General features: G+C 44.5%; 20 protein-coding genes and 1 tRNA gene. 4 read left to right on the top strand and 17 right to left on the bottom strand.

What is annotated here, in order from left to right:
* Window positions 1-49 precede the first annotated feature (49 nt).
* A tRNA-Leu gene (locus AC6R00_RS19845) sits at window positions 50-134 on the top strand.
* A gap of 192 nt (window positions 135-326) precedes the next feature.
* On the opposite strand, the gene AC6R00_RS19840 is transcribed toward AC6R00_RS19845, so the two are convergent.
* The 15 genes from AC6R00_RS19840 to AC6R00_RS19770 form a co-directional block, all read right to left on the bottom strand.
* On the bottom strand, window positions 327-1,460 hold the full coding sequence (locus AC6R00_RS19840; RefSeq protein ID WP_500641670.1) for a flagellin: 1,134 nt from the start codon (window positions 1,458-1,460) through the stop codon (window positions 327-329).
* 499 nt (window positions 1,461-1,959) lie between these two features.
* Entirely contained in the window at window positions 1,960-3,105 is a 1,146-nt protein-coding gene (locus tag AC6R00_RS19835; protein WP_500641669.1) for a flagellin, read from the bottom strand.
* Between the two features lie 372 nt (window positions 3,106-3,477).
* On the bottom strand, window positions 3,478-4,671 hold the full coding sequence (gene flgL / locus AC6R00_RS19830) for a flagellar hook-associated protein FlgL (RefSeq protein WP_500641668.1): 1,194 nt from the start codon (window positions 4,669-4,671) through the stop codon (window positions 3,478-3,480).
* A gap of 10 nt (window positions 4,672-4,681) precedes the next feature.
* On the bottom strand, window positions 4,682-6,556 hold the full coding sequence (flgK, locus tag AC6R00_RS19825) for a flagellar hook-associated protein FlgK (protein WP_500641667.1): 1,875 nt from the start codon (window positions 6,554-6,556) through the stop codon (window positions 4,682-4,684).
* Window positions 6,557-6,823: 267 nt separating this feature from the next.
* Window positions 6,824-7,732, bottom strand: a complete 909-nt coding sequence (gene flgJ / locus AC6R00_RS19820) for a flagellar assembly peptidoglycan hydrolase FlgJ (RefSeq protein ID WP_500641666.1) — start codon at window positions 7,730-7,732, stop codon at window positions 6,824-6,826.
* A gap of 10 nt (window positions 7,733-7,742) precedes the next feature.
* Window positions 7,743-8,834, bottom strand: a complete 1,092-nt coding sequence (locus AC6R00_RS19815) for a flagellar basal body P-ring protein FlgI (RefSeq protein WP_500641665.1) — start codon at window positions 8,832-8,834, stop codon at window positions 7,743-7,745.
* Between the two features lie 67 nt (window positions 8,835-8,901).
* Complete coding sequence (gene flgH, locus AC6R00_RS19810; protein WP_500641664.1) at window positions 8,902-9,681, bottom strand: flagellar basal body L-ring protein FlgH; 780 nt, start codon at window positions 9,679-9,681, stop codon at window positions 8,902-8,904.
* A 25-nt stretch (window positions 9,682-9,706) separates the two neighbouring features.
* Window positions 9,707-10,495: a flagellar basal-body rod protein FlgG gene (gene flgG / locus AC6R00_RS19805; protein WP_004746763.1), complete on the bottom strand. Its 789-nt coding sequence runs from the start codon at window positions 10,493-10,495 to the stop codon at window positions 9,707-9,709.
* Between the two features lie 19 nt (window positions 10,496-10,514).
* A complete protein-coding gene (flgF, locus tag AC6R00_RS19800; protein ID WP_069666949.1) occupies window positions 10,515-11,264 on the bottom strand; it encodes a flagellar basal-body rod protein FlgF in 750 nt (249 codons plus the stop codon).
* A 204-nt stretch (window positions 11,265-11,468) separates the two neighbouring features.
* Entirely contained in the window at window positions 11,469-12,773 is a 1,305-nt protein-coding gene (gene flgE, locus AC6R00_RS19795) for a flagellar hook protein FlgE (protein WP_500641663.1), read from the bottom strand.
* A 39-nt stretch (window positions 12,774-12,812) separates the two neighbouring features.
* Entirely contained in the window at window positions 12,813-13,523 is a 711-nt protein-coding gene (gene flgD / locus AC6R00_RS19790; protein ID WP_069666951.1) for a flagellar hook assembly protein FlgD, read from the bottom strand.
* Window positions 13,524-13,538: 15 nt separating this feature from the next.
* A complete protein-coding gene (gene flgC / locus AC6R00_RS19785) occupies window positions 13,539-13,955 on the bottom strand; it encodes a flagellar basal body rod protein FlgC (protein ID WP_171383551.1) in 417 nt (138 codons plus the stop codon).
* Window positions 13,956-14,354: a flagellar basal body rod protein FlgB gene (flgB, locus tag AC6R00_RS19780; protein WP_100753759.1), complete on the bottom strand. Its 399-nt coding sequence runs from the start codon at window positions 14,352-14,354 to the stop codon at window positions 13,956-13,958.
* 242 nt (window positions 14,355-14,596) lie between these two features.
* Window positions 14,597-15,424: a protein-glutamate O-methyltransferase gene (locus tag AC6R00_RS19775; protein ID WP_004746773.1), complete on the bottom strand. Its 828-nt coding sequence runs from the start codon at window positions 15,422-15,424 to the stop codon at window positions 14,597-14,599.
* A gap of 12 nt (window positions 15,425-15,436) precedes the next feature.
* Window positions 15,437-16,363, bottom strand: coding sequence for a chemotaxis protein CheV (locus AC6R00_RS19770; RefSeq protein WP_004746774.1), 927 nt, complete (start codon window positions 16,361-16,363; stop codon window positions 15,437-15,439).
* 80 nt (window positions 16,364-16,443) lie between these two features.
* Here AC6R00_RS19770 and flgA point away from each other — a divergent pair, with 80 nt between their 5' ends.
* The 3 genes from flgA (at window position 16,444) to AC6R00_RS19755 (ending at window position 18,033) form a co-directional block, all read left to right on the top strand.
* Window positions 16,444-17,190 carry a flagellar basal body P-ring formation chaperone FlgA gene (gene flgA / locus AC6R00_RS19765; RefSeq protein WP_500641662.1) on the top strand — a complete coding sequence of 249 codons (747 nt, stop codon included), beginning with the start codon at window positions 16,444-16,446 and terminating at the stop codon, window positions 17,188-17,190.
* A gap of 84 nt (window positions 17,191-17,274) precedes the next feature.
* A complete protein-coding gene (gene flgM, locus AC6R00_RS19760; protein WP_500641661.1) occupies window positions 17,275-17,589 on the top strand; it encodes a flagellar biosynthesis anti-sigma factor FlgM in 315 nt (104 codons plus the stop codon).
* An 18-nt stretch (window positions 17,590-17,607) separates the two neighbouring features.
* Window positions 17,608-18,033: a flagella synthesis protein FlgN gene (locus AC6R00_RS19755; RefSeq protein WP_500641660.1), complete on the top strand. Its 426-nt coding sequence runs from the start codon at window positions 17,608-17,610 to the stop codon at window positions 18,031-18,033.
* Window positions 18,034-18,098: 65 nt separating this feature from the next.
* Here AC6R00_RS19755 and flgP read toward each other — a convergent pair whose 3' ends face one another.
* Both flgP and AC6R00_RS19745 read right to left on the bottom strand, forming a co-directional pair.
* On the bottom strand, window positions 18,099-18,530 hold the full coding sequence (gene flgP, locus AC6R00_RS19750; protein WP_004746782.1) for a flagellar assembly lipoprotein FlgP: 432 nt from the start codon (window positions 18,528-18,530) through the stop codon (window positions 18,099-18,101).
* An 8-nt stretch (window positions 18,531-18,538) separates the two neighbouring features.
* The gene (locus AC6R00_RS19745; RefSeq protein WP_331425247.1) at window positions 18,539-19,174 is read right to left on the bottom strand and encodes a FlgO family outer membrane protein; all 636 of its coding nucleotides are present in this window, start codon (window positions 19,172-19,174) and stop codon (window positions 18,539-18,541) included.
* Window positions 19,175-19,271: the final 97 nt, after the last annotated feature.

Here is a 19,271-nt window from a genome sequence, read left to right as displayed (position 1 = left end):
ACAACTTCGTATTGCTTTTACCAATTAGCGATATGAATACAGATTTGTTGCGGAAGTGGCGGAATTGGTAGACGCACCAGATTTAGGTTCTGGCGCCGCAAGGTGTGAGAGTTCAAGTCTCTCCTTCCGCACCATTATTTAAAGAAACCCGGCTATTTAGCTGGGTTTTCTTTTATCTGCAATATGCTCTCCTCTACATTTCACTAGTATTTCGCGAATAGCGGGTTACCTCAAATTGCATTTTGAAGCGCTACAAACATAAAAAATCCAGCCGAAGCTGGATTTTAATTAAGTCATGACTTTAATTGTGCTAAGAGACTAACTCTTTAGCCTAAAAGCCCCAACGCTGAGTTGGGCGCTTGCTTTGCTTGAGCAAGAACAGAACTTGATGCTTGCGATAGGATCTGAGACTTAGTAAGTGCCGTTGTCTCTTTCGCAAAGTCTGTATCCTTGATACGGCTCTTAGACGCATTCACGTTTTCGTTGATGTTATCTAAGTTGTTAATCGCATGGTTGAAACGGTTTTGGAATGCACCAAGCTCAGCACGATGGCTATCAACAAACTTAAGTGCAGAGTCTACAATCGCTACGGCTTGTTGCGAACCACCAACAGTAGTCACGTCCATCGTGTCGACTGTCACTGCCTGCGCGGCACCAATACTTAGCTCACCAGCAAGTGCACCACCAAATGTTGCAGCACCTTCGACTTGGTTGTTATCGGTAAATAACTGAAGCTTACCATCTTCGTCAACAGACGCTGTTACTAAGTCTGTTTGACCGTTGATATAAGTGGCTAGCTCTTCGATATCATCACCTTCTTTGGCATTAATGGTAACGTTTTGAGCCTGGCCAAACTTGTCAGTCAGTGCAATGGTCAGATCATTCGCGCCCGCTTGTACGCTCCAGTCTTTGTCTTGACCGTTTGCGGCAATATAACTATTACCACCCATCATTGAGTTGTCACTACGCATGTTGTTCATGGTTAGCATTACTGCCTCACCATTATCAGCACCAATCTGGAATGATTTGGTAGCAAATGTGCCGTTTAGTAGCTTGTTACCACCAAATGAAGTGGTTTCAGCAATACGATTTAGCTCATCGTTTAGAGCCGTTACTTCCTCTTGGATAGCAACGCGCTCAGACTTAGAGTTTGAACCGTTAGCAGATTGAAGTGACAAGTCACGCATACGTTGCAGAATGTTAGTCGTTTCGTTCATAGCACCTTCAGCGGTTTGTGCCATCGAAATACCATCATTCGCGTTACGTACAGCGACATCTAAGCCACGGCTTTGCACATTCAAACGGTTAGAGATCTGAAGACCTGCCGCATCGTCTTTTGCGCTGTTAATCTTAAAGCCAGATGAAAGTCTTTCCATCGACGTCTGTTGGGCAGTAGTCGCACTGTTTAAATAACGTTGTGCTGTCATTGCCGAAACGTTTGTATTTACATTAACCGCCATAGTGGTTTCTCCTATTGATTTCCGTACACCGGAGGTAAAGGGTTTCCGACGTCTCGGTAAACCAATTAGTTCTCTCAAAGTAACCTTATTAACGACGTAAAATTGATTAACTTTAGAGCTAAATAGGCAAATATTTTAAAAACCTAACGATTAGAAAGAGATATTGACACAACCGACAGATATGAAATCAATTGCTAAAGATTTTTTGCTTTCAGCCGATAAGGCGCGATTTTGAAATAGATGGGAGTACGAAAAAAGGAGCTAGAATTTTCTTTGGGCAAAAGAAAAGCCCCTTTCCTTTGAGAGAACCGGGGCTATTTGGTAGCCAATGCCAATATGGAGATCGAGAGAAATGATCACAGCCTGGCTGCCGTGCTACATAAGTGACTCCAGTTATGGAGCAGGTGTGAGAGAGAGCTCCATTACCTAATCACCTATGTTTGCCGTCAAAATCACACTGACCCTACGTCTAGGTTAATGTCGGTGCAAAGTTTGACTATTACTGCAATAGTGACATTGCAGAGTTAGGCAACTGTTTTGCTTGAGCAAGTATTGATGTACCCGCTTGTTGCAGAATTTGTGCTTTCGTCATCGCCGTGGTCTCTTTCGCGAAGTCTGTATCGCGGATTCGACTGTTCGATGCTTCAACGTTTTCTTGAATATTCGCTAAGTTGTTGATGCTGTGGCTTAGACGGTTTTGTTTCGCACCTAAATCCGCACGTTGTGAGTCAACATACTTAAGAGCCGCATCAATAATACCGACCGCATTTTGCGCACCACCTACAGAGCGAACATCAATGTTTTGCACCGTGGTTTGAACACCCGGCCCACCATTAAGTCCAAGCTCTCCAGCTAATCCACCCGAAATGTTCAAATTACCTTGAAGGTTTGGTTCGGCGGCAAAGATTTGCAGTCTACCATCTTGGTCTACAGACGCTTTAAACTTGTCTGTCTGACCATTGATGTAAGTTGCTAATTCCTCAATATCATCACCCTCTTTAGCTATGACATCTAAGGTAATTGCTTCACCATCTTTAGTGGTAAATTCAAACTTAAGATCTTTCGCCGCAGCAGGCACTCCCCAGTCTTTATCTTTAGCTTTTTCCAAGTCTGAGATAAATGACTGACCACCCATTCGAAAATCATCCGCACGGACACTTGTTAAGCCCATGATGATTGCTTCACCAGAACTCGCACCGATTTGGAATGACGCTTCACCAAATGAACCGTTCAACAGTTTTCGACCACCAAATGAAGTGGTTTCAGCGATTCGGTTAAGCTCATCTTGCAGAGCAGAAACTTCTTCATGCAAAGCTTGGCGCTCAGATGCTGAGTTTGTGCCGTTTGCCGATTGCAGTGACAAGTCACGAATACGTTGAAGAATCGAAGTTGACTCATTCATCGCACCTTCTGCTGTTTGAGCGATAGAGATACCATCGTTCGCGTTACGCATTGCCACATCTAAACCACGGGACTGGGCCGTTAGTCGGTTCGAGATCTGTAGGCCAGCCGCATCATCTTTAGCGCTATTAATTTTTTGACCTGATGACAGACGTTCCATGGAAGTGTTTAGCTCCCCTGTCGCCTTATTCAAGTAACGTTGGGCGGTCATCGCCGACACGTTAGTATTAACTGTAATGGTCATACTTTGCTCTCCTATTGAGTTCGCAAGTGCTTGCGAAGCGGCCAGCTTTGTCTCATTTGGAAGCACTGACCGTAAATGACTTGCTAAGTAGATCTATTGCCTACTTAAAACTAATTTGTTTAACTCTGCACTAAACAATTCAAGTTATGTGCCAATTTTAAAATAGTTACCAAACAAATATTTTTCCCTTTATTTATTAGCAACTTAAGAAGTAAGCTTGTTATTTGCTCGCATCGAACAAATATTGCCCACTTAAACCGGCAAAATGATTGCCGCCCTTTTTGCCACTAGATTGCCACTATGTATCCTGGCCACTTTATCCAATAGCAGTATCTATCTCGCACTTACGGCATAGCACATAAGGCAATGAGCTTAGATATAGTTAAATAGAGTGAGGTCTTTGGTCTTGCCAAATGCCTGTTGAGACGCCTGAAGCGCGCGTGAGTTTTCATTGAACTCAATGATTGCTTCTGCGTAATCAAGATCTTCAAAATTACTTTTAGATTTGGCTAAAGTCATATTGAAATCGTCATGCTGCTCTTCTTGAATATCTAGCGTACTTAATCGAGCGCCGACATCCGTACGCGCTTTAGTCAAGTGAATGAAGGCAGAATGAAATTCTTCCACAACTCGGTGTAGTTGAGCTGTATTAGATACATCCGACACTGAGCCTTGTGACAGCGCCATCGCATCTTTAAAGGTTTCAAAAATGCTATAGGTACGTTTGGGCTCTAAAGTAATTTGGTCACCTTTAGTAATTTGCCCTTTAACCTGAATAGACACATCTTCAAACTTAATACCCACGGCAGGATCAAAAGTATCGGCCTTCACCACAGAACCATCGCGCTCAAGTTGATAGCCGTACTTCCCATCTGGCATATCAACAAATGTCACTCTATAGCTCGAGTTGTCATCTGGATTGATATTGTTCGCTCGTTCAAGTAAAAGATCTGAAGTCTCGTTTAGATTGTATTTAGGCTCAAAATCACCAAATGGGTTATCGATCTCCATAAACAATTTGCTGCCAGGGTCATTGATTGGCATTTCTAAACTGTTAGAGATTTTCATCTTCCGCTGATAGTCGTCGCCTGCATACACCACATCGCCATCTTTATCACGAAAGAAAGGCTGATTCTTCGGCTTAGTTCCGGCAAATATATAGTTACCAGACTCATCCTGGACATTGACTAAGTTCAGAAAGTTGTTGGCGATTTCCTGCATTTCACGACGTTTAGCCAAACGGTCTTCCGGTGATAATGAACCATTGATCATTTCCATTACCGTTCGTTTTGCTTCATCAGCAAAGTCTTCCGCATTGGAGATAATGACTTCATGGTGTTCAAGGCGATTACGAGAAAGAGTAATTGCATCGGTAAACTGACGCAGTTGCTCTTTCTGTTGACCGATGTTCTGTATGTAATGCGTTGCGAGTGGATCGTCACTCGCTTTCATTAATTTTTTACCTGACGCTAATTGTGCTTGGTTGTGATGCACTTTGGCTTCCGAGCGACGTAAATCGTTCTGTACCGACTGATAATTATGGAAGCTAGAAATACGATTCATCATTTATGCCTACTTATCTCAGCGCAAGGATGGTGTTAAAAGTGTCGTTAGCCGCCTGCATAATACGAGACGACGCCATATAAGCTTGCTGAAACTTCATCATGTTGGCAGCTTCTTCATCCAAGTTAACACCTGCAATCGATGCAACTCTTTCTTGTGCGGCTTCTTTCTCCAAACGCGAAACATCGGTTAAGCGCGAAGCCGTAGACATTTGAAGACCGACATCGGTATTGAGGTTGTGGTAAATGTCGAGAATGGTCGACTCACCATCATTAAGTTTTTTATCCGTTTGGATGTTTTGCATTTTTAGTAGGTTGCCGTTATCACCTTCAGAAGGGACAAGGTTTGCCGTAAACTTGTCATTCGGCAGAGCACCACCTGTTAGCTCAAATGAGGTACCCTGCACAGTTACAGCGCCACTAGGCGGATAAGCTTGTGGTTGAAGTAGAATGTTCCCTTTAGTATCAGTTACAGCAAACTGCTGACCGTCAGGTGAAATGATCACTTCAAACTCTCGCAAATTACCTGCTTGAGCAATGCTAAATTCCGCACTGCCTTGAGCAAAAGTTGTCGAAGCTTCGTAGCTCTGTGCTGCAATATCACTAGGATCATTAGTCGCCATTTGCATCTGAGCGGCTCCGCTTCGGGTCGGGCGAATCAGTACTCTTTCACCAGCTTCTAAGTCATTACGAATATCAATTCGTAAGCCATCTAGGGCAATAGCATTGTCTACAACCGGAACTATGAACTGCTCTCCTGATGGACGTGTGACGTAATAATCACCACCTACATATTGCAAAGAATATTGCCCACCAACGAGCTGGCTAGTGTCCTCGATGTAAACCGCCAAGTCCGCTTTTGAGTTAGAAGAAGTGACAACACGAGATTCTGCAATAAAATCAGAGTTCACATCAGTAAACATCAACCCACCAATGTTTCCGCGTAAATCTAGACCTTGGGACTGTAAGCTGTTCACTTCATAAGAGAAGGAAGTGGCGAGCTTACCCAGCTCATCCATTAACTGAGGAATTTTCTCGTCACGCATTGTTAGCATGGCACCGATCTTTCCATCAATATCTTTGGTGGTAATCGCTTTGATACCCTTACCTTCAATCATGGCTAAGCGACGTTGATGAACATCTGGGTATCCATCAATCATTTTTAGTTCACTGGCTTCGGTACCTGACACCAAGGTATGCCCGTTACCAATATGAACATTAAAACCTTCTGCATTTTTGCGCGGTGTGACGGTAACTTTTGTGTACTCAGAGAGTTCAGCGATAAGCTTCTCATGCGTATCCATCAAATCATTATGTGGACCAGGCGTACGCATCATAAGACGATGTAAGTCTCTAATCTCTAAGGCAAGCTGGTTTACACGCTCGATACCTAAATCAAGCTTCTTGTTAGTCACATCCGACTGACGACGAATCGTTTCATGGAAGTCGTTTAGGTTCTGAGTAATCAAGTTTGCTTTTTCAAGCACCACTTTACGTGCACCCACGTCATTTGGACTATCAGCGAGTGATTTCACGGCATCAAACCACTCGTTAAGGTTTTCTGGAATTTTTTTCGAGGCGACCGATGACAGCATATTTGAAAGCATTTCCAAATTGGCTTCGTCATCGACTTTATGCGCGTAATTGGTTGTTGAGACATTCAGTTCATTAACGGCAAACTGATCCCAAGAGCGGCGAACTTTTTCCACATGAACGCCCATACCATAGGTTTCCCCGCCATATTGGCGTGGCATATTTGTGCCTTGTATCACCGACTGACGGCTATAACCCTCTGTATTCACATTAGAGATGTTATGACCGGTGGTGTTTAGTTGTCTCTGAGCTGTGAGAACGCTTTGCGAACCAAGATTCAGAAGATCAGACGACATATTGCCCCCAAGAAACCTTTTAAAATCAGCGTTAACTGAACATCTGACTTAGATTTTGCAATATGTGTGCCAAGTGCGGGATGCGGGATGCGGGATGCGGGATGCGGGATGCGGGATGCGGGATGCGGGATGCGGGATGCGGGATGCGGGATGATTTTATCTAGTTAGAGAGAAGCTCTGTCAATAGCTCCTCTCGCCTCTCGAAACGGAGTGTTCTGTAGGACGAAGTCCGTTCTAGTACCTGTGGGACGAAGTCCGTCCTTCACTTTACATCTGATCAATGCGCGCTTTTACGCTAAGAACTTTATCTGCGTATCTAGGATCAGTCGCATAGCCTGCTTGATGGATACCACGAATAAATTCTTCGTTGTTACCACCGTGGCGTAGCGCGGTTGTATAACGAGGGTTTTCATTAAGAAAACGTACGTAGTCGTTAAAGCTCTCTTCATAGTTAGCGTAAGAGCGAAAAGCGGCATTCTCTTTAACCGGCACACCTTGATGATACTCTAAAGTTTGAGTAGAGACTTTATCACCTGACCAGCTTCGATCAGCCTTGATATTAAACAGGTTATTACTGCTACCACGAGAGTTATTAACTACTTTCTGCCCCCAACCCGTTTCTAACGCGGCCTGCGCTAATAGAAGCGATGAGTCGATACCAAGCGCTCTTGCCGCCTTTTCAGCATAAGGCTTCATTGAAGTCACAAAGGTTTCCGGCGACTCAAAGCGAGATGGGTGAGGCTGTGAAGGTAATTCAACGCTGGTTGCATCAGCACGTTCATGGCGAATACGGTCAATTTTCTCCATCATAGCTTCAAAATCTTCATTGCGCGCTTTAGCACTCTGGTTTTCGACGCTACCTGTAGAAAGTTGAGCGACAATCATATCAGCCAGGCCGAGCGAGCCAGAAGCGCTTAGCTCACTGGACATTTGCTCGTCCATCATTTGTCGATAAAACTGCTGATTTTGACTGTCCATCAAACCCGACTCAAAAGTCGAGTTGGCATCACGCATGGATTTGAACAGCATCGAGGTAAAAATCGCTTCAAATTGCTTCGCTGCCGCGGTTAGCGCTGCTTTTTCACTACCTTCGTCACCTTCCACTGCTTGCTTACGTAATTTATCTAAGCCTGCAATATCGTGAATAAAGCCGATGTCATTGCCATTGTTAATCATGCTCTACTCCTTAGATAACGATCAGTTGACCTTCAATCGCCCCTGCTTGCTTAAGCGCTTGCAGAATCGCCATTAAATCAGAAGGCGCTGCGCCAACCTCATTTACCGCTCGAACCAGATCATCCAAAGTCAGACCCGGCTCAAACTTAAACATTTTACCTTGCTCTTCCGTTACCTCGATATCCGTATCTGGCACGACAACAGTCTCTCCACCACCAAACGCGTTAGGCTGACTAACATTGAGGTTTTCTTTGATCGCCACCGTCATACCACCATGAGTTACTGCAGCGGGCTTCAAACGAACATGCTTGCCCACCACTATCGTACCAGTACGTGAGTTAACAATGATTTTTGCCGAACCTTCAGCAGGATTAAATTCGATGTTTTCAATTGCAGATAAGAAAGCCACGCGTTGAGTAATGTCGCGCGGTGCACGTACTTTCACAGATGTCGCATCAACCGCAGAGGCCATTTGCGGACCAAGGAAATTGTTTACCGCATCAGCCATGCGCTGCGCAGTAGTAAAATCAGATTCTAGAAGGTTAAAGGTAATGTAGTCACCACGACTAAACGGAGTGGGTATCTCACGTTCAACCATAGCGCCATTAGAAATCATACCCGCTGTCGGGTTATTACCGACGATTTTTGAACCATCCGCACCTGTTGCGCTAAAGCCACTGACGACAAGATTACCCTGTGCAACGGCATAGATTTGCCCGTCGAGGCCTTTGAGCATTGTCTGCATTAGCGTACCGCCTCGTAGGCTTTTAGCCGAACCAATCGAAGAGACGGTCACATCAATGGTTTGACCTTGCTTTGAAAACGCAGGCAGCTCAGCAGTTACAATAACAGCAGCAACGTTCTTACTTTTTGGCTTTGTGCCTGGCGGCATTTGAATACCAAAATTCTGCAACATTGCATTAAAGCTTTGATCAGTAAAGGGGGTTGATTCTCCGGTTCCAGGCAAGCCTGTAACCAAACCATAGCCAACCAATTGGTTGCTACGAACACCAGCGACTTGCGAGACATCTTTGATACGCGCCGCCTGAGCCGACGTCGCGATAAACATCATACTGGTTAAAAGGAGAAACAACTTTTTCATGATCATACCCTTGTTCTAATCTCTATGCCCACTTAACACGCTGCCAAAAAAGCGGCATCAGATGGATTTATAGGGAGACATTAAAGAATCGTGCCAAGAATCCCGGTTCTTGCATATCTTGCTGCGTTCCAGTGCCTGAGTACTGAATACGAGCATTAGAAATTCGATTCGACGCTATTGTATTATCGTATTTAATGTCATCTGGACGGATAGTGCCACTTAAGCGAATATACTCATCACCAGTATTCAGGGTTAGCCACTTTTCACCACGGATAATCAAGTTGCCGTTGGCCAGTACCTCGATCACCTCAACCGTAATTGAGCCAGAAATACTGTTGCTCTGATTAGCCGCCGCACTGCCCTTGAACTTGTTATCGTTGCTTAAGTTATACGAGAAATTATAGTCACCAATATTCAGTTGCTGACCGCCGACCTCTAGCGGATCCATTGACGCGTCATTGTTTTTCGATAAATCTGCGTCAGAGCTTTTAGCCGCTTTGGTGCTCTCATCAAGTGTTACGGTAATGATGTCTCCGATGCCACGTGGTTTTGAGTCATCATATAAGCTATTAGTGCTTGCCGTGTTGAACAGTGAACCTGTTTCCGCAGCGTAATGCTCTGGCTTGTGTTTAGGGTGAATTGGTGCCCAAGCTGGGTCGCCTGAAACTGGGTCTGCTCGGCCACGAAGAGTATCTATAATTCCCGAGCTCTCTTGTGCAGACTTATCCCCTTCGACCGCATCAACGGTTGTTGTGCCTTGGGTTACATCCGGAGTTTCAATTGGCGGCTCTAACATCGAGCATCCAGACATCACTGCCACTGTAAAAACTGCGATTATTCGTTTCATTTGTTATCCCAACCCTAAACCGTGATTACAGCTGCTGATTAACGAAGCTCATCATCTTATCGACTGCAGAGATGACCTTAGAATTCATTTCATACACACGCTGAGCTTCGATCATGTTAACAAGCTCTTCGGTCACGTTGACGTTTGAGGTTTCTAGCATCGATTGTCTGACCTCACCAAAACCGTCAAAACCCGGTACGCCCTCTTGTGGATCACCACTCGCACCTGTTGGCAAGTAAAGGTTTTGACCTATTGGTTCCAAGCCACCTGGGTTAATAAAGTCGACCGTCGCAATCTGTCCAACCACTTGGTTATCTTGCTGACCACGAACGCGAACAGAAACTTCACCATCCGTACCGACCGTAATACTGATGGCGTCTTCTGGGATAGCAATTTCAGGCTCAAGGGCATAACCTGCACCTGAAGTAACAATGACCCCTTCATCGTTAACAGTAAACTGCCCGTTACGCGAATAACCAATATTGCCGTCTGGCATCAGAATCTGGAAGAAACCGTCACCTTCGATCATCATATCCAGGCTATTGTTGGTTGTTTGAGTGTTGCCTTGAGTATGGACTTTTTGTGTCGCGACAACTTTAGAACCAGCGCCTAGCATCAAGCCGCTTGGCAATTCAGTATTCTGAGAAGACTGACCACCTGGCTGATTGATATTCTGATAGAACAAATCTTCAAAAACCGCACGGCTCTTTTTATAACCAACGGTTGAAGCGTTCGCCAAGTTGTTTGAAATGGTTGAAATGTTAGTTTGTTGAGCGTCTAAGCCCGTTTTACTTACCCATAGTGCCGGATGCATAACTCTCTCCTAGAATCTGTTAGCTCATACGAAGCAGAGAATCAGACGCTTTGTCCATGTCTTCTGCTGTGCTCATCATTTTTACTTGCATTTCAAACTGACGTTGCAAGTCAATTAAATTGGTCATTTCGCCAATAGCATTGACGTTACTACCTTCAATTGCGCCTGTGAGCAGTTTTACACTGGCATCCGCTTCGTATGCCGCATTAGGATCTTTTGCACGGAACAAGCCGTTAATATCTTTGAATAGTGATTGATTGTTAGTGCGAGTGAGTTTAATACGGTCAACCACTTCAATTGCATCGGCTGGAGCGCCTTGAGGAACAACAGAAATCGTACCGTCGTTACCAATCTCAACTTTACTAATTGGGATTGGTAATGTAATTGGTGCACCCGTTTCACCCAGAACAAGATTACCGTTGCCACTGACTAACAAGCCATTGACATCAATCTTTAGGTTACCGTTGCGCGTAAGACCTTCTTTACCCGTTTTATCCAGTACAGAGATCCAGCCATCACCTTGGATGGTGACATCTAAGTCACGCCCAGTAGTAATCACGCTGCCTTGTTGGAAATTATGTCCCGGACGTTCTGTCATGCTAAACACACGGCTTGGTAGACCATCGCCATACGCTTGCATTGAGCGAGCTTGCGCCAAATCAGCACGGAAGCCCGTGGTACTGACGTTCGCCAAGTTGTTTGCTCTAAGCTGCAAAGCCTGCATATTTTGCTTGGCGCCGCTCATAGCGAGAAACAGTGCACGATCCATAATTTGCTCCAAAAATCACAATTCAGATCAATAAAAGCAATTGTCGTGCCAAATTTATTTTGTTTTTAATATCAGGGTTTTAATTGAAAAACGGCAAGGGTTTTCGGAGGGAATTGCCGTAGTGGCAACAATAGCAAGCTGATCATTGCCACCAGCTTGCTATTCAGATGATTGCGACATCCCGCTAGGAATACCTTACAAAGATTAACGAATCTGTAGGATGTTCTGTTGCGTTTGGTTGTGCACTTCTAGCGAACGAGAGTTAGCTTGGAAGTTACGTTGCGCAGAAATCAAGTCAACTAGCTCTTGCGTCATGTCGATATTCGACTGCTCTAAAGTACCACTAGTAATCGTACCGAAAGAGCCTTTGTTAGATTCACCCCAGATCTTATCACCAGAGAATTGAGTCGAATCCCATTGAGTACCGCCCTTCTTATCTAGACCTTGCTCATTCGCTACTCGAACCAATGAAACACGCCCTAGAATGATGTTTTCACCGTTAGAGTATGTACCCAAAACGCTACCATTCTCATCGAAGTCAACCTTAGTCAAGAAACCCGTTGTTGCGCCATCTTCATCAAATTTAGTCAATTCAAATGGAGCGGCAAATTGAGTCGCATCTTGTAATCCAAATGACAGAACCTGGTTAATATCAGCACCATTGAGTTCAACAGGATTCGCACCTGCGCCCAGAGCTTCAGAGACTATGTTCTGACCATTGTTCAGACTCGCTAAGGTACCATCATTGTTAAACTTCATGGTATGACCAACTTGGCCTGTTGGTGATGTAGCATCACCACCCACAATATTGATCGGCTTCTCACCCGCACTGTCAGTGACCGTGTAATAAGTCTGCCAAGTGTTTGGTTGAGTTTGATCTTTTAGGTAGTAAGTCGTTAACTTGTACGACTGCCCCATAGAGTCATAAATGGTCGATGAAGTCGAACGGTTGTACGTTTCTGGGTCTGAGAAATCAAACAACGCCGGATCCTTCAGGTCACCACCAGCAGGGAGGTTGACACCCACATCAATGTTTGATGTCTGCTTTGGCTTACCGAACTCTTTTGGAATGTTGATTGGCGAAGGCTCGTAAGAGAGAACGTCACCAGTATCTTTGTTCACTTGATAGCCCAACAAAAACTCATCGTTAGCCGTCACCATGTAATTATCTTTGTTCAGGTGGAAGGCACCATTACGCGTTAATTCATTGGTGGTTGGCGTTAGACGATCTTTTGCTACAGAGAAAAAGCCTGTGCCACTAATACGCAGATCCATTGGGTTGTTAGTATAAATACTAGAGCCTTCGTGGAACTGCTGAGCAACCTTAGCCGCTTGAACACCTTGTCCGGGTGTTGTTTTCGCATGAGTAAAAAGTGAATTTGAGTAAACATCGCCGAACTCCGCACGAGACTCCTTAAAACCGTACGTGTTCGCATTCGCAATGTTGTTACTGGTTGTGTTCAGATCTAACTGAGCTGCGGATAGACCGCTTAGTGCAACATATGACATTCCAAAATCTCCTATCTAGCTAGCATATCTACTTAAGAGTTACGCTTTGCCAACTTCTAGTACTTCAGCAAGTCGAACTGGCGACTCAAAGCCAGCCAGATTGAGTAGTACGTTACCATCGCCTTTACCTAAGAGAACACTGTTTACATTAGCGTAGGTCGAAACCTCAAACTCTTTGGCTTTGCCATCTAGTAAACCCGATGCTTTCACATTGTATTTACCTGCCGGCAATGGATTACCGTTTTGATCTTTACCGTCCCATTCAACTCGGCTGTCACCCGGAGGTTTCGAACCAACATCAAAGGTACGGATTAGCTGACCCATTTGATCTTCCACTCGCACCATCAAGTTATCGACAGATTGAGGGAGTTTCACCATAGCAGCCATTGAGCCGTCATCCGCTTTCACTCCCGCTGCGCCTGGGACGAGAACGTCTCGACCAACAAGAGAAGAAGCTTGAAGCGCTTGGTTAGAAGTCATCGACGCATTCAGTGTTTCAAACTGATTGTTCATCTTGCCGATTCCGTCCACCGTCGCAAATGACGCCATCTGTGCAATCATCTGGTCATTGCTAACCGGCTTAAATGGGTCTTGCTGGGCAAGTTGCTTAGTGAGCAGAGATAAGAAGTCTTCTTGTTTAAGATCCTGCTTACCTGTTGTCTCGTTGGGCTTGTTCTTGTCCTGAAGCTGTTTAAGCTGGTCTACATAGGACAAGCCGCTTTGACCAACATTATTAATGCCATCGGCCATAGTTACCTCCTATCCTTATTGACCCATCTGCAGCGTACGCAGCAGCATTTGTTTGCTTGCATCTGCTACTTGAACGTTCGTTTGGTAAGAACGTGAAGCAGAAATCATGTTAGCCATCTCTTCCATCACATTAACGTTAGGCTTGTAGATATACCCTTCGTCATTAGCGAGTGGATGGTCAGGGTTGTACTCCGCATCAAGCGGCTTATCGCTTTCGACAATACCCATCACTTTCACTGGCACCGTATGGTCGCGGCCATACTTTGCCTTACTTAACTCCGCACCGAACACAGCGTGGCGGGCTTTATAGGTATCTTTCGCAGAGCTAGAGATACTGTCCGCATTGGCTAAGTTACTTGAGGTCGTATTTAGACGAACAGATTCAGCGCTCATGGCAGAACCAGTTACATTGAAAACGTTAAATAAGCTCATCTAGTTACTCCCCTTTAATGCTTTAGTTAAGTTCTTGAATTTACTTCCTAAGAAGTCAAGTGAGGCTTGGTGTCTGATTTGATTTTGCATAAACAAGTTACGCTCTAAATCCACATCAACCGTATTGCCATCACCTGTGTCAGGTTGTGTAGGAAGACGATACATTACTTCCCCTGTCACCCTAGTAGAGGCAGGAATATGCCGACTATCAGTTCGACTAAGCCCGATGCTTGCCTCTGATGTTGCCGCCTGCAGTGCCTTTTGGAAGTCCATTCCTTTCGATTTGTAGCCAGGAGTGTTCGCTTGTGCAATGTTGGTGGAAATCACCTCTGCATTGCGCTCACGTACGCCCACCGTGTATTGGTGGATACCTAATGCGTTGTCGAAAGAAATAGCCATGTTAACCTCTACTCAAGAACTGACCGTTACTATTAAATGTAAAAGCAATTAGCGTACCAACTTTAATAAAATTTGTTCCACTATTACTTTCAATTGGATAATTTGCAATAAGTACGCCAACTCAGATGGCGACATCATGCTAAAGAGTTTGGAATGACTCGTAGAAAGTATACAAGTTAACTAGGGAATAGATACAAAAATGCCCAGCATTAAGGCTGGGCATTTGAAGGATTAAGACTCGATTATTTGAGTTTGTAGATAATACCCGGGTTACATCTAACCATCTCAAATCGGTCAGTAAGGCCAGTTAAAGATTCGGAAGCCCCCAACAGCAGATACCCGCCAGGGTTTAAGCTATTTGCCATTTGGTTCAATACTTGAGACTTCATATCCGGCGAGAAGTAGATAAGCACATTACGACAGAAGATGATGTCAAACTTACCGAGCAGCGCATAGCTATCCATTAAGTTCTGTGGGCGGAAGTTAACCAAACGCTTCACGTTATCTTTGACCTTCATGCGGCCATCACCAGCATCTTCGAAGAAATTGCGTCGTCGTTCAGGTGAGAGACCTCGACCTAACGCCAAATTGTCATAAACACCAGCACGACACATATCAAGCATGCTCGCTGAGATATCAGTAGCGGTAATAGACACGCTAGGCAGCATGCCAGGTTTGCGTTGCTGGGTCTCAAGTATCGTCATCGCCATAGAATAAGGCTCTTGACCTGAAGAGCTTGCCGCAGACCAAATCTTAATTGGACGCTTATTGGCTGCCGCTTCTGGCAACAACTTGTTAGCAAGCACTTCAAATGGATAGGTATCACGAAACCACAGTGTCTCGTTGGTGGTCATGGCATCAACAGCGGCAACACGCAGTTCACGATTACGCCCAGTCACCACATCTCTAAGCAAGTCAGACAGAGTCGCTAACTTAAACTTAGTGACGAGCGGGCTTAGTCGGCTTCTGACTAGGTACTGCTTACTATCACCAAGCACAATACCACATTGTGACTCTAAGAATCGGCTGAAATCACGATACTCTTGATCGCTTATAGTTATCGCTGTCATTAACTTCTCTTTTTATTCTGTAAGTGCAGCTTTTACTGCATTACCAAGCTCATCAGGGTTGAATTTCGCAATAAAGGAGTTAGCTCCTACCCGCTCAACCATAGCTTGGTTAAATACACCACTAAGTGATGAGTGAAGAATAACATAAAGATCTTTAAGATCAGGGTTACGCCTTATTTCGGCTGTTAATGTATAGCCATCCATTTCCGGCATCTCAATATCTGAGATAACCAAAGAAATCTGATCATAGATACTGCCCTCAGCTGCCATTTCTACTAGCTTCTCATAAGCTTGCTTACCATCAATAACAGCAACGGCTTCAAATCCTAATGATGTAATTGCGCGCTCAACCTGCTTACGTGCAACCGTCGAGTCATCCGCAATGAGAATACGACGTACAATCTCTTTTTCTGCCTCAACCTGAGCAATCTCTTCGCCTATTGATGCATCCATTGTCTCGTCAACTGGCGCGATTTCTGCAAGAATTTTCTCTACATCGAGAATTTCAACTAGCTCGTTATCAATGTTGGTGACAGCCGTTAAGTAATTGGATTTACCAGCCCCTTCAGGTGGTGGCAAAATTGCTTCCCAGTGCATATTAATAATACGCTCGACAGAAGTAACCAAAAAGGCCTGAATAGTGCGGTTAAATTCAGCAATAACTACAAAAGCTTTTTCGACGTCAGTAGTAGGTCTGCCCCCCACCGCCAGACTTAAATCAATAACAGAAACGGTATGGCCACGAATATGAGCCACACCTTTGACGAGTCGGTGTAAGTTTGGCATTGAAGTAAGCTTAGGGCACTGAAGTACCTCTTTTACTTTAAATACGTTAATTCCATAACGTTGACGCCCCATCAGGCGAAAAGTTAGGAGTTCTAATCGGTTTTGTCCGACGAGTTGCGTACGCTGATTCACAGAATCAAGAATACCCGACATAAGCTCATCTCCATCTCAAACTTTAATGCTAAAAAAAATGGTAGTCTACTAACGGCCATGTAAAACTTCAGAGAAACAGAATGACATACTTTAAATCACACTTATGCTCATTTTCCATAACTAATTGTAGAGCTTTCTATAAAAAGTTTTATAAGTCTATCGGCTTTTTGTTGTTTTTCTTTAGTTTTTCAGCGACATCTGCAACAGAAAACCAAATTCAACTTATTCAACAAGCTGCAGAAGAGTACATTCTTGCAACTATTGAGTGGCCTTCAGGTGGCACACTTGAGGCCAAAGCGGCTAATTTAGATAGCCGAATTTTCGCGACAGACTGCCCTACTAGGCTCAATAGTTCTTCTTCATCGACCAACCCCAACGCCAGTAACATCACCGTATTGGTAGAATGCCCTGATGATGATTGGCGAGTCTACGTCCCAGTGCGTTTAACTCGCACCGGACCACAAGTTGTATTGACTACCCCTCTATCACGTGGACAAATCATTGCTGCTCAAGATATCACTATTAATATGGTAGACTTACAACGCTTTAGGCGGCAAGGCTTTTCCACAATTGATGCTGTAATAGGCGCAAAAGCAAAGAAAAACCTTCGCTCTGGTGACATTATAGAAGCTAGAGATATTTGCGTCGTATGTCGCAATGAAACCGTCACAATTAAAGCCGTCAAGTCTGGTATGACGATTACCACAAAAGGTGTTGCGCTCACAGATGGTTCACATGGTGAACAGATAAGGGTGAAAAATAGTAAATCCAACCGTATAATTGAAGGACGTGTAACTGGAATTTCAGAAGTGACGGTGATCTTTTAGAACTTTTAAAAAAAGCTAAAGTTTTAACCGTACGCGTCGATATTGACAGTACATATAGATAAATCTTCAAAAGGCTCAACAATTATGGCAGGTATCGACAACATACGTTCAGGGCAAACGCTATCAACTTCGACGCGCAGTTCTGTTCGTAACGAAAGCAGTCCAACAAGCAACTCAGACTCGGCAAAAAAGTCTGATGTCGCTCAGGATGCAGTTTCACTCAGCTCACAAGGCAAGGCGGTGGGAGAAATGCATAATCAAATGGTCAGCCAACCTAGCTTTGACAAAGCTAAAGTAGCCGCAATCAAAGAAGCGATTGCTAACGGCTCATACAATGTCGATCCTCAAAAACTTGCCGACAATATGATTAAGTTCGAAAAAGAGCTTGGCGGACTATAATCTGCGAGATTGTTGACCATGGCTGCGATACTAAGTTTGATCGAGTTCCAATTGAAAAATGCCCAAGAGCTTACCGATGTTCTTGAGCAAGAAAGGGTTGCGATTGCGAATCGAGTATCAAAAGATATCGAAGCTATCGCCAAAAACAAGATTATCTTAATTGAACAGTTACAGACTACTGACGAACGTCTTCGTCGCCACCCTGAAGTAGAAAGCTTATCGCACGATCCAGAGTTGAGCCCTCTGGTTGAGCAGATTCGCTCTCTAATCAGTGATTGCCAGCAAGCCAACGAAGTTAATGGTCAGGCGCTGCAACGTGCGCAACTTAGCTTTAACAAACTCAATAACCTAATGCAGCAATCTCAAGGCAAGTTAGGTATGACCTATACTGCTGAAGGTCAAACCAAAAATGTCACGACGTTAGGCACTAATATCAAAGCTTAGGAATAGAAATCAAAAAAAGCGGCAACCATTGGTTGCCGCTTTTTGTTTGTTCGGAGATTAAAGTTTTAAAATAGTGTCTGTTGACGTTTTTCAGGAACCGTTTGTACCTCGCCATAATCACGTAGCTTATTCATTTTCTGAATATCCAATCTTAGCTCTGTGACGTAGCTGTCGCCTACTTTGTAACTGCGTACCACTTCAGCACCACGTATTACACCATCAACAGCACCAGACGTCAGTTCAGTGCCCAGACGTTGATCTTGCAGGTCAGCACGGCCACTGACACGCATTCCGTAGACTTGCTCCGCTAGCTCGCGATACGCATCGATTTTAGAAGCGCGCATAGCGCGAACTTGCTTTTCTTCTTCATTGCGGCCTTTTTGCTCGCTGATGCTTGCGTAACCGACGGCTGTTAACCAGTCATCTTTACGCATATCGGTTAGAGGCTGGCAACCGACCATAACTAAAGCAACAATCAGGAGTAGTAGCTTTTTCATCTTGTCTCCTATGGACGCAATATAACCGTGTAAGGCTGAGTCATCGTGGGGTCAGAACGGATTAATACACCATCTTGGGTACGAATACTATTAAGGGTATCAAGATCTCGACCAATGCGATCCGCTGGTAAGAATCCTTGAGCCGTAGCAACCACGACTCGCGACTGCATACCGACGACTCGAGCGTTCACCAATACCCCGCCTTCTTGACGCAACATAGTACCCGTTAGGACGTATTGAATATCTTGCTCTTGCGCCAAGTCTTTCCAATCACGACTAAAGGCAAAATCACCTTGATGCGTCACCTGAATAGAACCCGTTGTTTTGAAGTCTACTACTTTAAATCCACGACGTTGGAACTGGTGGATAAAGCCTTCAGACACCGAGTTACCCAACCAGTTGGTTGCATCCATATTTTGTAGGTCAACAAACGAGGTCACCGCTATCGGTGTACGTGCAGACACACTGGTGTTCGAAATCATTAAGTCTTCCGTCATACTCTCTACAAAGAAGTCAAGAGTATGACGCGGGCTCTCCATTAGCATAAACTGCGAGCCTGGGTACGGTTCTTTACCGTTATATATTGGAGCATAGGCACAAGCGGTGAGAAACACCACAGGGACTAGCGATAGCCATTTTTTCATTCTCAAATCTCCGATACATTAAGGCTTAAAATGTCAGATCTTTTAGCTCTCTTCTAAAAGTGGAACATTCCTTGCTTTTCTATGTTTGCAACGACTT

This window comes from Vibrio sp. R10-SF1-ISO8 (assembly GCF_059833805.1).
Note: the sequence above shows the minus strand (reverse complement) of the source record. Positions and strands in the feature narration are given on the sequence as shown.